10 protein-coding genes are annotated in these 14,307 nt (G+C 45.5%); 1 reads left to right on the forward strand and 9 read right to left on the reverse strand.

Annotated features, from left to right (window positions below):
• Window positions 1–429: 429 nt before the first annotated feature.
• The 8 genes from BACHE_RS06550 to BACHE_RS06585 all read right to left on the reverse strand — a co-directional run bounded on the left by BACHE_RS06550 (window position 430) and on the right by BACHE_RS06585 (window position 10,415).
• Entirely contained in the window at window positions 430–1,881 is a 1,452-nt protein-coding gene (locus BACHE_RS06550; RefSeq protein WP_013546903.1) for a TrkH family potassium uptake protein, read from the reverse strand.
• Window positions 1,882–1,886: 5 nt separating this feature from the next.
• A complete protein-coding gene (trkA, locus tag BACHE_RS06555; protein WP_013546904.1) occupies window positions 1,887–3,227 on the reverse strand; it encodes a Trk system potassium transporter TrkA in 1,341 nt (446 codons plus the stop codon).
• Window positions 3,228–3,236: 9 nt separating this feature from the next.
• The gene (gene dxs / locus BACHE_RS06560; protein WP_013546905.1) at window positions 3,237–5,144 is read right to left on the reverse strand and encodes a 1-deoxy-D-xylulose-5-phosphate synthase; all 1,908 of its coding nucleotides are present in this window, start codon (window positions 5,142–5,144) and stop codon (window positions 3,237–3,239) included.
• Between the two features lie 381 nt (window positions 5,145–5,525).
• A complete protein-coding gene (locus tag BACHE_RS06565; protein WP_013546906.1) occupies window positions 5,526–6,173 on the reverse strand; it encodes a flavin reductase family protein in 648 nt (215 codons plus the stop codon).
• Window positions 6,174–6,192: 19 nt separating this feature from the next.
• The gene (locus BACHE_RS06570; RefSeq protein WP_041579712.1) at window positions 6,193–7,056 is read right to left on the reverse strand and encodes a helix-turn-helix domain-containing protein; all 864 of its coding nucleotides are present in this window, start codon (window positions 7,054–7,056) and stop codon (window positions 6,193–6,195) included.
• Between the two features lie 299 nt (window positions 7,057–7,355).
• The gene (locus tag BACHE_RS06575; RefSeq protein ID WP_013546908.1) at window positions 7,356–8,522 is read right to left on the reverse strand and encodes an iron-containing alcohol dehydrogenase; all 1,167 of its coding nucleotides are present in this window, start codon (window positions 8,520–8,522) and stop codon (window positions 7,356–7,358) included.
• A gap of 193 nt (window positions 8,523–8,715) precedes the next feature.
• Window positions 8,716–9,264, reverse strand: coding sequence for a flavodoxin family protein (locus tag BACHE_RS06580; protein WP_013546909.1), 549 nt, complete (start codon window positions 9,262–9,264; stop codon window positions 8,716–8,718).
• 11 nt (window positions 9,265–9,275) lie between these two features.
• Entirely contained in the window at window positions 9,276–10,415 is a 1,140-nt protein-coding gene (locus BACHE_RS06585; protein ID WP_013546910.1) for a metallophosphoesterase, read from the reverse strand.
• Between the two features lie 209 nt (window positions 10,416–10,624).
• Here BACHE_RS06585 and BACHE_RS06590 point away from each other — a divergent pair, with 209 nt between their 5' ends.
• A complete protein-coding gene (locus BACHE_RS06590) occupies window positions 10,625–12,118 on the forward strand; it encodes a Fic family protein (RefSeq protein WP_013546911.1) in 1,494 nt (497 codons plus the stop codon).
• A 409-nt stretch (window positions 12,119–12,527) separates the two neighbouring features.
• On the opposite strand, the gene BACHE_RS06595 is transcribed toward BACHE_RS06590, so the two are convergent.
• Window positions 12,528–14,246 carry a fimbrillin family protein gene (locus BACHE_RS06595; RefSeq protein ID WP_013546913.1) on the reverse strand — a complete coding sequence of 573 codons (1,719 nt, stop codon included), beginning with the start codon at window positions 14,244–14,246 and terminating at the stop codon, window positions 12,528–12,530.
• Window positions 14,247–14,307 lie beyond the last annotated feature (61 nt).

Genomic DNA, 14,307 nt, shown 5'->3' on the forward strand with positions numbered 1-14,307 from the left:
TGGAACAGGTGGGGGAAATGAATGCAACAATCGGTCGCATTTCGGTGAATAAGCGTTCAACTGCATTTTCAACAAGTTTGTACGCAATGAAAGACTCTTGTTGCCCGGCACTTGAATGCTGTCAGCATGCTCTATGCAGAGAGACACGATGAGAAAGTGATCGTAGGGGGTGTGTACAGTTTGTTGTGTGGAAGGAGCTTGTGACAGAAAGCAACATTCGGTTTTGTTGCCGTTGGGGATGCATAAAACGTCTGCCGCTTTTATTGCATTGTTATGCAATAAGGCTGCAAATATGATAAATAAACTGAGTTTTATGCATTGCTTCATACTCAAAATCTCTCTTTTCAGGTTGCAAAGATATAATAAGTATCTCTCATTTTGCTATCTCTGCATAACAAAAATGATTATTTTTACACTTTTTATCCTAAATCAATTCCGTTTCCAAAATTCGGGATTAAACAAAAGTAATACGGTGAACAGTTCCAAACGCCCCAACAGCATGAGAAAAGCCAACAACCATTTGGCCGCTATGGGCAAAGCACTCCAAGAATAGGCGGGCCCACACTCACCCAGTCCCGGTCCCATGTTGCCGATACTGGAAATGACGCAACCTATGGATTCTTCAAAGCCTATCCCCATGGCCATCATTAACAAGGTGCTGATTATGATAATGACCAGATAGATGAAACAGAATGCAAGAACCGTGGAAACAGTGGAGGAGGACAGCACTTGTTTATTGATTCTTACCGGTAATATGGCATTGGGGTGAATGATATGCTTGAATTCATTTCGCGAGACTTTTGTGAGTATGACCATGCGGATGCATTTCAAACCTCCTGTGGTGCTTCCGGCGCAGGCTCCCATAATCATTATAATGGTGAGCAATCCCCATAATACGGGAGGCCACAGCATGTAGTCATCTGTGGCAAAGCCGGTGGAAGTATGCAGGGAAGTTACCTGAAATAAAGATTTGCGGAAAGATTCTTCGGCGTTCATGGGGCTGGTATAATAGAGTGTTGTGGCTATTACGGCGGTAAAAGATACGACTGACCAGAAATACCATTTTAGCTCCGCATTGCTGATACATTTTCCGAATTTCCGGTTGACGAACAATAGCAACAAGGTGAAGTTGATGCCGGAAATGAACATAAAAATGGAAATGACATACTCTATATAAGGAGAGTTGTAGTAAGCAACGCTTGCCTGTTTGGTAGAGAATCCCCCTGTTCCGGTAGTTGCAAAAGCATGACATATACTGTCAAACCATCCCATTCCTCCTATCATCAACAATACCACAAGAAGGCCGGTAATACCTGCATAGATACTCCAGATCCATTTTGCTGTGATGCCGATGCGAGGATGCACTTTGTCGTGTGTGGGGCCGCTTGCTTCTGCTGCGAAGACCTGTAAGCCGCTGACTCCGAAAATGGGAAGTACGGCGATGGTGAACATGATGATTCCCAGACCGCCGATCCATTGTGTCATGCTGCGCCAAAACAGTATTCCGTGTGGCAATGACTCTATATTGTCCAGAATAGTGGCTCCTGTACTGCTGAAACCGGACATCGTCTCAAAGAAAGCATTGGTTATATCGGGTATGTGTCCACCGATATAGAATGGAAGCATGCCGAAAAGTGAAAAAGCTATCCATGCAAAGCTTACCAATACATATCCATCCCGGCGTGTCAGTTGCCGTTCGCCTCCTTTGCCAAGGGCGGCCAGTAATAGCCCGGCCCCTGCTGTAACGGCTCCTGCTTTCCAAAAATCGACAATATCGCTTTCTCCATAATACCAGGATACACCGGAACAGCAAATGAACATGACTGTTTCCAGCAATAGCAGAACGCCGATAATGCGTATGATTGTTTTAAAGTTGATCACGGTGTTTAATTAAAATACTTTTCTATTTTTTTTATCATCATGTTCAGGCAGAATACGACAACATGATCACCCGGCTCTATCTGGGTGTTACCCATAACCACGATGCCCTCGCCCTGACGAATCAGACCTCCGATGGTGGCTCCTTTCGGTAAGCCGAGATCCTTTACCGGATGCTTGGTGATTTTGGATCCGGCTTTCACCGTGAATTCTGCCACATCTGCATTGGCAAACGTCAGGCACTTTACATTGCTGACATCTGCGTCGAGCATCATTTGATAAATATGGCTGGCAGCAATCATTTTCTTGTTGATGACAGTACCGATGTCAAGGCTTTCGGCCATGCCTATATAGTCTATATTTTCTACTTCCGCCACCGTTTTGCTGACTCCCATGCGTTTGGCGGCAAGACAGGCGAGTATATTGGTTTCTGAATTTCCGGTGAGGGCGACAAAAGCTTCCGTACTTTTCAGTCCTTCTTCTACCAGTAAGTCCATATCGCGCCCATCTCCATTGATAATCATGATTTTGTCATCAAGGATTTCTGTCAGCCGGTTGCAACGGGACAAATCGTTATCTACAATTTTCACCTGCATATAGTCCGGAACATATTGCGCGGTGCGTACGGCTATGCGGCTCCCCCCCATAATCATTACATTGCGTACATCGGTATAATCCTCTTTGCCGGCTATCTTGCGGATGTAAGGAACATATTTGCGGGTAGTGGTGAAGTAAACGATATCATGCAGCTTGATGGTGTCGTCACCTCGTGGGATAAGTGTTTCGTTGTTCCTTTTGATGGCCACTACGTGATAAGGCAGTTCCGGACCTCCTAACTGATAGAGAGGAATGTCAAGAATTTCTGCTTTTTCACGCATTTTTGTACCTATCAGTATCAAGGCGCCTCCACAGAACTCCCACCATTGGCGCACCCAACTCATGCGGATGGAAGATACTATTTCTTTGGCGGCGAGCATTTCCGGATAAATCAGTGAATCCACCCCTAACTTTTGAAAGAATTCCTTGTTCTTGGGCAGCAGGTATTCATAGTTGTCGATGCGGGCAACGGTTTTCTGCGCTCCGAGATTATTCGCCAACATACACGCAGTCATGTTCCGGCTTTCATCGGGAGTGACGGCTATGAACAGGTCGGCTTCACCTGCCCCTACTTCTTTTAAACCTCTTATGGAGGTGGGGGATGCCGTAGCTGTCATCAAGTCAAAGTTAGAACTCAGGGTACTCAGCCTTTCTTCGTTCTCATCCATTAAAATGATATCCTGCTTTTCACGTGACAGCAGTTTAGCCAAATGTGTGCCTACTGCGCCGGCACCTGCAATGATTATTTTCATAATTGTCGATTACCAATTGTCAATAGTCAATTGATTATAAATCCCTTCTTCATCCATTCCGCACAGGTGATGTAACTCTTGTATCGTTCCATGCTCTATAAAAGTGTCGGGCACACCGATGCGCCGTACTTTGGGTGTATATCCGTTGTCAGCCATGAATTCTAATACGGCACTTCCCATGCCGCCTTTCAGAATACCGTCTTCAATGGTTATGATACGTTGGAATTTACATCCTGCTTCGTGCAGCATTCCTTCGTCCAGAGGTTTCAGGAAACGCAGATCATAATGGGCGATAGTGACTCCTTTCATTTTCTCTGCCCGTTCAATGGCACGTGAGGCAACGTTCCCTATCGGGCCGAGAGTTAAGACTGCAATGTCTTTTCCATCTTTCAGTTTGCGCCCCTTGCCTATCGGGATCTCTTCCAACGGGCATTTCCAATCCAGTAGCACACCGCGTCCGCGAGGGTAGCGAATCACGAACGGCCCTTTATCGGGCAGTTGTGCCGTGTACATGAGGCTGCGCAACTCATGTTCGTTCATAGGGGAAGATATAGTCAGATTGGGAATCGGACGGAAATAAGCCAAGTCGAAAACACCGTGGTGTGTCGGACCGTCTTCGCCTACCAGCCCTGCACGGTCGAGGCATAGCACGACGGGAAGGCGGAGGATGGCAATGTCGTGGATAACATTGTCGTATGCCCGTTGCATGAAGGATGAGTATATATTGCAGAAAGGCTGCATACCTTCCTTAGCCATACCGCCGGAAAAAGTGGCTGCATGGCCTTCGGCAATGCCCACATCGAAAGCACGGTCGGGCATAATCTCCATGAGCTTGTTCATGGAGCATCCTGTGGGCATGGCGGGAGTTACACCCACGATCTTTGAATTTTGCCGTGCCAGTTCGATCAGTGTTTCGCCAAACACATCCTGAAAGAGGGGAGGAAGGTTGCTGGTATCTGTCTTGATACGTTCTCCCGTTGCCGGATCGAATTTGCCCGGTGCATGCCAGATGCCCGGATTCTTTTCGGCGGGTTCAAAGCCTTTCCCCTTGACGGTATGCAGATGCAGGATTTTAGGACCTTCCATATCCTTGATGTCCCGTAGGATACGGGCTATGTTCTTCACATCGTGTCCATCAACTGGACCGAAGTAGCGGATATTCATCCCTTCAAAGATATTTTGTTGTTGGGCTGCCATAGACTTTAAGCTGTTGGCAAAGCGTATCAGTGCCTTGCGGCGATCTTCGTTCAGGACACCCATTTTGAATAATAATTTGGAGGTCTTGAAGCGTAGCTGGTTGTAGCGGTTGCTTGTAGTCAGATTGAACAGATACTGCTTCATGCCACCTACACTGCGGTCTATTGCCATGTCGTTGTCATTCAGGATAATGAGCAGGTTGTTGGCCGTAGATGAGGCGTTGTTCAACCCTTCGAATGCCAATCCGCCACTCATGCTTCCATCGCCGATGATGGCCACCACATGGCGGTCTTTTTCTCCCTTCTTGGATGCGGCCACTGCCATGCCGAGAGCTGCTGAAATGGAGTTTGAGGCATGCCCGCATGTGAAAGTGTCATATTCGCTTTCGTCAGGAGACGGGAAGGGGCGGATACCTTTGAATTTCCGGTTGGTGGAGAATGCTTCACGGCGTCCGGTCAAAATCTTGTGTCCGTAAGCCTGATGTCCCACGTCCCATACAATGCGGTCGTAGGGAGTATTGTAAACATAGTGCAGGGCAACGGTCAACTCTACCGTACCTAAGCTGGCGGCAAAATGTCCGGGATTGCAGGAAACTTCCTTAATGATGTCCCGACGCAATTCTTTGCAAACTTCGGGAAGCTGTTCTACACTGAGCTTGCGCAGGTCTTCGGGGTATAAAATGGAATTTAGTAAACTATATGTTGTTGGTTCTGCTTTCATCTCTGTTCTGAAGATTACAAAATGCAAATTTAGCAAAAGAAAACGGATGGCAGATGTTTTTATGAAGAAAAATCAGGAATAGGAGACAGAGCCTCTTTACCACGGTTGTTTTCCGTCTGGTTCTATCTTGTTTTCACCATACCTCCTCCGTAGTTTCTCCATACTTTCCCCGTTTTTATGGTACTTTGCATGGAGAAACTACGGAGGAGGTACGGCGAAAATACGTTTGAGATATGGTTCAGGTATCCTGTACGGCAGGCATGCAAGAATTTAGTAATTCTACTTTATTCTATCCGTATGGAGAAAAGGCGGTATATTGAATCATTCATATTCGGGTGAATTACGATTATTAACTTCTTCATCTTTTTTACTGCTGATAAATTATTCCTTAACCCAAACATTGACAATTTCGCCTATATACATGGTGTAGATACTGATATCGTCTTCTGAGAAAACAGAGTTTTTTTCCTGATGAAATCCCGTAGGGTCAAATGTTCCCGAATAGAGTTTGCGGCACTCAATCATCAGTCGTCCGTCCGTGAAAGTAGGATTACCGAGTTCGGTGTATTCTACTGTCAGCCCCGCATTCTTTATTTTATCTTCGTTCCGTCCCGAATGGCTGCCGAGATAACTCAATTTTTCACGGTCTTTTTCGGAGAAGGAGGTGACTGTAAAATAATCGTTCCGCTCCATTAATCCGTGTGTATAGCGCTTCGGATGAACATACACCGTAAGTACCGGCCGTTCCCACAGATGCCCGATAGTAGCCCACGAAATGGTCATGGCATTCATATCGTCTTCTTTACCCGTGGCAAGGGCAAACCATCCGTCTTTTGCCAGTGTAATGGGATTTTCAACGATTTGTTGAGGGGCTGTTTTTACCCATTTTTCGGAGTTGACAGGTTCTTCTTCTCCCTCTTTTACAATGATTTCCGTCTCTTTCTTGTTGCTGAACAGCCTTACGGAAAGGACAATGATTGCTACTACCGCAATTACAAGTAGTATGCGGTACAAAATAATTTGATTCATTTTTTAATTGTTTTTTAAGTTATTGTCTATATTGCGTCGGCGGATAGCCGTACTGCTCCTTGAATATTCGTGAAAAATGTGCAGGGCTTTCAAATCCCATTGTGTAGCATATTTCGGAAACGGTCATCGGTGTAGTTTTCAACATATCCAATGATTTTTCCAAACGTTTTATGCGTATCCATTGGGCGGGCGGCATATTGTAGATTGATTGGAAATCCCGTTTGAAACTCGACAGGCTGCGCCCTGAAAGGTAAGCCAATTCAGGAAGTGTTATCGGACTGGCATAATTTTGCTCGACCACGTGGCGTATGTTTGCACGTACAGGTTGAAGCAATTGTAATATTTGCCGGAATGTATGCTGGCTGCATTCCGAAACATCGAAAAGCAGTTCCATTATTTTTAATTTCAATAGTGCGGGACTTACGGGCGAAGGTGCGTTGAAATAGGGCTTAAGTGAACGGATGAAAGTAATCAGGCGCTCATTCATCGGATTGACCGAAGCTGTTATTTCTCCGGCGATATGCGGCATTTTTACATCGGTTGTTTTCACGAACTCTTTCAGTAATTCGTCCTTTATACAAATCATTGTTCCGTCATAGATATTGTCATTGCTTGCGTCGCCTATCATTTCAAATTGAATCGAAGTCGATTTTCTCAGTAATATCATTTCATTTTTGCGGACTGTGTAGGTTTGCTTACCGTGGTTAAGAACGATGATGCCTTCAAGCATGAAAATGAGCATGTGTTCCTGAAGAAACATGGTTCCTTTACATTCCATATTGTGTATGCACTGTTCGATGACCGAACAACCATCCATCAGCAGCGTTCCGTATCCTACTGGTTCGCTTACTAAAGCCGCTGGTATTTTTAGAAATTTACCCATAACAATTCCGTGAACTTTTAAACTTTCACACTGCAAAGGTACAAAGAGTGAACCATACATACTTGCCTTTTTAGCTCATATTATTTGCTGAATTGGTTCATTCCAAATAAATTTTTCAGTTTTGTGCCGATGATGTGCTTACACGTGATGATACAGTTTTTACGGTAGTAACGGCTCTGTCAAACAGAGGATTTAGGATATAATGTAACAAGGAACGACAAAAAACAATCTTTGTCGTTCCTTCTTCTTGATACCAACCCGTGCCCTCTGTTACAAGCAATATTTGTTCGGAGATATGTTTACAAACACATCTTAAAAATAGATTCCACATCATTCTCATCGAGAGGAACCCAAGAGTAAGCAGTTTGTTCGGTTGCCACACAGTGTGCGGCCATTTCTTTGAAATGTTCTTCTCCGATGCCTACTTCTTTAAGAGTCATAGGAATATTGAGTGAATGCAGGAAGTCGTCGGTGGCTTGAATTGCCTTTTGTGCCAAAGCGGTTTCATCTGCATCTTCCAATCCCCATACGGCACGACCGTAGTGGGCAAAACGTGCGGTCACGGTTTCGGGAGATTTCTTTAATACATAGCGCATCCAGTGGGGAGTAAGGATAGCCAGACCTACGCCATGAGCAATGTCATAATAGGCACTCAGTTCGTGCTCCATCGCATGAACACCAAATACACACAAGCCGTTGCCATTGCAAAGCGTGGCGTTATCGGCAATGTTACTTCCCCAAAGTAATTGTGCGCGGGCTTCGTAGTTTTCCGGTTCTGCAAGGGCTATCGGTGCATAGTGGATAATAGTCTTTATCACACTCTCCACCAGCATATCGCTCATAAATGTGCTCTTTGCCACAAAATACTGCTCCCACAAATGAGAGAGAATATCGGCACATCCCGAAGCCGTCTGATAAGCCGATACGGTGAAGGTGTAAGTTGGGTCAAGGATAGATGCCTTAGGCAAGATATGAGGACTGAAGAAACTTACTTTCTCTTTCGTTGCAGGATTGGAAACCACCGCGCCTGCATCCATTTCGCTTCCTGTTGCCGCCATGGTTGGTACAGCAATGATAGGCAAAGCTTGTGTAATTTCAGCTTTACGATTGATGATGTCCCACGGTTCACCGTCATAGAGTGCAGCCGCTGCAATGCCCTTTGAACAGTCAATCACGCTACCGCCACCCACAGCGACAATCACATCAATGCCGTGTTCTTTGCAAATCTTAGCACCTGCTTCTACACTTTCCAACTTAGGGTTGGGTGCAATGCCGCTCAGTTCATATACCTCGCAATCGGAAAGCAGTTCTTTCACACGGTCATAAAGACCGATGCGCTTGATGCTTCCACCACCATAAGTAAGCAGCACTTTGCAGCCAAAAGGCTTTACCAATGCAGGCAGTTGTGCGATTTCGTCTTTACCAAAGACGATGTTTGTTCCGATACAAAAATTAAAGTTCTCCATATTCTTCTTGTTTATATTGTTGCTGTTAGATATTCAAGTTTCTGTTTTCGGGAGTGAAGGAGTGAAGAAGTGGAGCCGTTACTCTGATAGATGATGCTCTTTTTTGCAAACAAGGACTATCGGCCTTTAATTCCTCAGCCCGCTTGCGGGCGATAACTCCCTTTAACTCCTTCTAACTCCTAAAAGTTTTGAGTTAGATATTTTTCCCCATTTCAAACGCCTCTTGCAGAGCAGGCGAGCCGTCTATATCACCTTTATTGGTGGTTCCGCAGCCTATCACGATGCCGCCCTCGGTGATGTGGTTGAAGCAACTGAGGTATTTGCGGAAATGGTCGGTGAGCAGAGCCATGTATTCTACTTTAGGAGCCGCACCCGATGCTATCAGATAGGCGGTCTTGTCTTTGATGACATGTTCAATGGCAAATGTACGGTCCATCACCGCTTTCAGTTGGGAGTTGAAGCTGTAGAAATAGACGGGCGTAACCCACACAAGGACATCCGCCTCCTTCATCTTGTCATAGACGGCAGCCATATCATCACGCAGCACGCACTTGCCCCCGTTGCTTTGACACGCACGGCAACCGATGCAGCCTTTGATAGTCATGGCATGGACCTGAACCTTTTCTATCGTATGCCCTTCGGCTTCCGCCCCTTTGACAAATTCCTCACTGATACGGTCGGTATTGCCCCCCTTGCGGGCTACGGCTGATAGCACCAACACTCTTTTTGCTTGCTTTTCCATATACGGTATCTTTATTTTGTTCTTAATCGGATGACATCTATCTCAGGCCAAGCCCCGAAGCGGAAACCTACGTTGCTGCCCACGCCTGTGCTGACATGCAGGTATCTGTCCGCCTCGCTGTACAGTCCGCCCCATTCGGCATAAGTCAAGGCAGCCGGAGAGTAGCTTCCCAATTTGAGCTGCATGGCGTGGGTGTGCCCCGAAAGCGTGAGCACGGCATTGGTTTCCGGCAAGATGTTGCGCCGCCAATGGGTGGGGTCGTGGCTCAGCAGTACCTTAAAACAGTCATCATCTGTGCCTTTCAACGCTTTGGGCAGGTCTGCCCGGCTTGGGAAAGGCGGTTTGCCGTCATTCTCCACGCCCACAATGACGATGCTGTCACGGCCTCTTTGGATGACGCGATGCTCGTTCAGCAGCAAATCCCATCCGATGGTTTTCTCCCGTCGCTTCAGCTCCTCCAAGTTTCTGAGCGCCCCGTCGGCGGTGTCGTAATGCTGATACGTGCAGTAATCGTGATTGCCCAAGATGGATAGGACACCGTCCTTTGCCCGGAGTTGTTTCAAGGCATCCATGAAGGGGTTCAGCTCCTGTGGGGATACGTTGACCAAATCGCCGGTGAAGACTATCAAATCGGGTTGCAGCGCATTCACTCTCTCTACAATCTCATGGACGGTATTCGGCGCACTTTCATACGTCCCGATATGGAAGTCGGAGAGTTGGACGATGGTGTAGCCGTCGAATGTGGCAGGCAGCTTGCCGGATGTCACCTCGATATGCTTGGTCACAACATGCTTCCAGCCATAAGCCAAGCCATAGGCAGATGCACAACATCCTATCACCGCGACCGCCACGCCCACGATATTGATAACCGGATAACTGCCTGGCGAAACGACCGCAACGAGCCGACCGATAAGCGAAACGACCGTAAACAGCAACTTGGGAAGGGTGACGCAGACCAGCAGTCCGAAGAAAAGGTTCATCAGCCAGTTCTGATAATGCCCCAAAGCGCCTGCCACTAAGGTTGCAAGAAGTATGACGGAGGGTAATGCAAACACGATTTTCCAGAGAACGGACGCTCCTCTAAGAAAAGACCAGCCGATATATACATCGGGGAAGAATACTAAAATCAGGAATAGGATGATAAATGCCATTTCGCTATCTTATTAAGTTTCACGGTGCAAAGGTAGCCGAAGATGCAGGCTGAGGCACTAAACGTTTCCCCGATATAGTTATACATTTCACTGATTTACGGGCTTCTGTTGATTTTTTGTTAGGATGCGAGCTATAATCGACAAAATTCTCCTATTTACCCTGTTATAATGGAAAATTCTGCCTACTTTTGCAAAAACAGTGATTTATAATGGAAAAAAATCTCCGAATACAGTTACAGGAACTTTTGTTCTCATCTTCCGATAAAGCGGAATCAAAACGTATAGCCAAACTTGTCAAAGAAGGTGTCATAAGAAAAATTGCACCTAAGATTTACACGTCAAATTTGACTGACCAACCTGAAAATATTATCAGGAGAAATATTTTCATTCTATTGGGGAAGCTATATCCTCAGGCCGTCATCAGCCATAGGTCAGCTTTTGAATTTAAACCCACCCCCGGCGGACATATCTTTTTGACTTATTCTTATACGAAAAATATTTCTTTGCCGGGTATCACCATTCATTTGATGGAAGGAAAAGGTGGAATGCCGGAAGATACTCCGTTTATTGAAGGATTGTATCTGTCCCGACCGGAAAGAGCTTTTTTGGAAAATATGCAAGTATCCAGAAAGCAAGGAGATGAGTCTAAAACATTGCCACAACAGACCATAGAGGAAAAATTAGAGATTATCATTCGTACAAACGGAGAAACTGCAATTAACGAATTGCGGGATAAATCACGGGAAGTAGCATCCGCTTTGAATATGGAATCCGAATTTGAAAAGCTGAATACGATTATCAGCGCATTACTTGCGACCCATCCTGCCCAAATTTTAAAATCCCCTTTGGCGGCAGCCCGTGCTTTCGGGGAACCTTATGACCCGGGACGCTATGAGTTGTTCGGGATATTGTTCGCTGCTCTTCAGCAAATGGAATTTAGGTCTTATCCGGATAAAAACATAACAGAATGTGCCTATCGGAATTTTGCGTTTTTCGAGAGCTATTTTTCCAACTATATAGAAGGAACAGAGTTCGAGGTGAAAGACGCACAACGAATCATAGAAACCAACCAGCCGATGGAAGCCCGTAATGAAGATTCACACGATGTTTTAGGTACATTCTATATCGTATCAAACAAGCGGGAAATGTCAATAGTACCGAAATCGGCAGAGGAACTGATTCAGATTCTGCAATCCAGGCACCGGATTATGCTGTCTGCACGGCAAAGTAAGAAGCCCGGTATGTTCAAAATGCAGAATAACCGGGCGGGTAATACGAATTTTGTTGATTTTACTCTTGTCAAAGGTACTTTACTGAAAGGATTTGAATACTATCAGGCTCTGCGAACACCTTTTGCGAAAGCATTGTTCATTATGTTTATGATTAGTGAAATACACCCTTTCAACGATGGGAACGGGCGTATTGCTCGTGTAATGATGAATGCGGAACTATCGGCTGCAAATGAATCCAAAATCATTATACCTACCGTTTTTCGCAATGACTATTTACTGTCTCTTCGCAAGCTTACCCGACAAAATGACCCGAATGTATACATCAACGCCATGTTGAAAGTTCAAAAATTCAGTTCTGCGCTATACGGAGAAGACTTGAATGCGATGAAAGCGTTTCTATACGAAATGAATGCTTTTGCAGACCCGGAAGAAAATATTCTTAATCTAAATAAATTGGCCGATAGCTTATAGTCTACTTTATTAAGCTGGTACAAGTGTAAATATACGAAACCGCCCGAAGGCTTTTGAGGGCTTTCGGGCAGTTAGATTAAAAAAGACGAGTTAATTGGCTACAGCGTCCTCATGAAGCTTCATTTGATTATTCGCAATTGGGGGTTAATACTACTAAATTATTGGGTGTAAGCGGTGCTCCAAAACGGTCCGCAATCATATGTACCATTTGAAAATTAAGAGATTTTGATGTCTGTTATCTTTAAAAACAGCTCTCTGCCTTGTTCCACCGGCATCAATCCGCAGTGAAACTTGTTCCTTATTTTGTCTTACTTCGTACATAATCACTCAATTTTAGAGTTGATACTATATTTCGTTTCTCTCTGTTTCTCCTTACTTTTCCCGAAGTGCTACTTCGGGAAAAGCAAGATTATTTATATCCGTTACTGCTACCGTCAACCAGTGTTTTCCCATTAAAGGTAACACCTTCCCAGCTTTGATTGGAGTAATTGTTCGATGATTTCCCAACCTTATAACCTTCCACATTGAATCTTTCCTTTGCGAAAAATGTACTTTCGTTTTCGTTGGAGGAGGTGATTTTTACGGGTCCTAATGTTTGTGCAACATTCCTATAATTAAGTCCAAAACCTATGCCTGCACCTTCACCTGTTACCGTGAGGTTAAGCTGGGAATCTGTAATGGTGATAGATGGAATACTCCCTCCTCTACTATCATTACTCCCAAAGCCTATAGCTGCCGCAGACGTTAATGCTGTGGCAAAGACAACACTCTTCTCAATCGTGATACTACCACATGACCCACTCCAGCCTGCACCTGTACCAATAGCTGCACCACTTGCATCATACGACCAATCATAGCCGCCTTGTACTGTAAGTTTAATATTTGAAATTTTAATATTTCCGCAACTGTTATAAGAGCCAAAACTTCCTATGCCGGAACCTGGGAATCCATTATTAGTACCCTCAACTTTTATTTCCAATGAGCTGCTTTCCGAACCATCCCCCGTTATTTCCACATTGGCATCGCTTCCATCCAAGTGGATGCCAGGTGTACCATCCTTCGTGGTGAACTTGTTTGTACCTGTTATTTTGATGACCGGTGTACCGCTGAGTATTTTGATTGGGGTGTCGGTATTGGCAGTTACATTATCCAACGTCAGCTTGATGTTATCCCCATTCAGGGTAATGCCTTGTGTAAATTCGCCTTTTATGATATAGTTGCCCGATTCAGTGATGGTTTGTCCACCGGTGATTACTGTCGGTCCGGCCTGATTCACCGTCACTTCATAGGTGTACATTTGTGCAGCCGTGAGTGTGACAGCAGAGGCGAGCGTGCAGGTAGTGCTCTTGCTATCGGCATTGATGGTGATTACATCACCCAATGCCCCGGTGCCCGGCACGAGGTTGGCTTCCCAATAGTCGCCGTTCTGTTTCATCTGAATGGGATTGAGAGAACCGCTTGGTGATACGTCACCATTGCTGACGGTGCAGGAGGTATATCCATTTACGCTTACGGCGGTGACATTCAAATCACCAGTATAAGAACCTTTCACTACCTTTACCCGTACTTTGGCAAGTTGGTGCTTGAAGTTCAATGCTATTTTACCGTTGTCGGTGTTATACTTCGGGCTTATTTCATCTGTTTTCAGCACGTAGGCAAGTCCATTGGCTGTATTTTGCTTGTCAAGACTGACAGTGTTGTTCGTCATCGTTCCCTGTCCTGCGATGTTGGAATACCACGCGCTGACGGTGGACGATTGTGTGTTTTGCCAATACAGTTGTTTGCTGCATGTACTCACGGAGCCGTCCGCTTTCAGCGTACAGGTAATGTCTGTTGCCGTCCCCAATCCACCTGCACCGATAGCTACATTTATTACTTCGCCGCCCGTCCACTTGCTGCTTGCTCCGTCCGTGTTTTCAGATACACGGCTCTGCGGTGTTGCCACCACTTCGCCCTGCGTGGCGGTGAACGTCAGCGGATACATGCCTTCGGGCAAGGTTTCCACGGAGTTGTCTGTCATGTCTTCGCTGCTGCACGAGGCAAGCATGGCGGTGACGGTTATTGTCAGTAGCACAATAGCGCGGACGCTGCGCCTGCGGACAAAGAGAGAGAATGTTTTCTTGTTCATATACGCTTAATTTTAGATTTCTTTCCTTATTAAGCGTTCTGTATGAAAGGGGGAGTGTTGG

Source organism: Bacteroides helcogenes P 36-108 (assembly GCF_000186225.1).
Taxonomy (GTDB): domain Bacteria; phylum Bacteroidota; class Bacteroidia; order Bacteroidales; family Bacteroidaceae; genus Bacteroides; species Bacteroides helcogenes.

Bases quoted from the DNA above. Each gene is read 5' to 3' on its own strand.
- dxs (WP_013546905.1), bottom strand. From the start codon at position 5,144: ATGAAAGCAGAACCAACAACATATAGTTTACTAAATTCCATTTTATAC.
- BACHE_RS06595 (WP_013546913.1), bottom strand. From the start codon at position 14,246: ATGAACAAGAAAACATTCTCTCTCTTTGTCCGCAGGCGCAGCGTCCGC.
- BACHE_RS06575 (WP_013546908.1), bottom strand. From the start codon at position 8,522: ATGGAGAACTTTAATTTTTGTATCGGAACAAACATCGTCTTTGGTAAA.
- trkA (WP_013546904.1), bottom strand. From the start codon at position 3,227: ATGAAAATAATCATTGCAGGTGCCGGCGCAGTAGGCACACATTTGGCT.
- BACHE_RS06580 (WP_013546909.1), bottom strand. From the start codon at position 9,264: ATGGAAAAGCAAGCAAAAAGAGTGTTGGTGCTATCAGCCGTAGCCCGC.
- BACHE_RS06570 (WP_041579712.1), bottom strand. From the start codon at position 7,056: ATGGGTAAATTTCTAAAAATACCAGCGGCTTTAGTAAGCGAACCAGTA.
- BACHE_RS06585 (WP_013546910.1), bottom strand. From the start codon at position 10,415: ATGGCATTTATCATCCTATTCCTGATTTTAGTATTCTTCCCCGATGTA.
- BACHE_RS06565 (WP_013546906.1), bottom strand. From the start codon at position 6,173: ATGAATCAAATTATTTTGTACCGCATACTACTTGTAATTGCGGTAGTA.
- BACHE_RS06590 (WP_013546911.1), top strand. From the start codon at position 10,625: ATGGAAAAAAATCTCCGAATACAGTTACAGGAACTTTTGTTCTCATCT.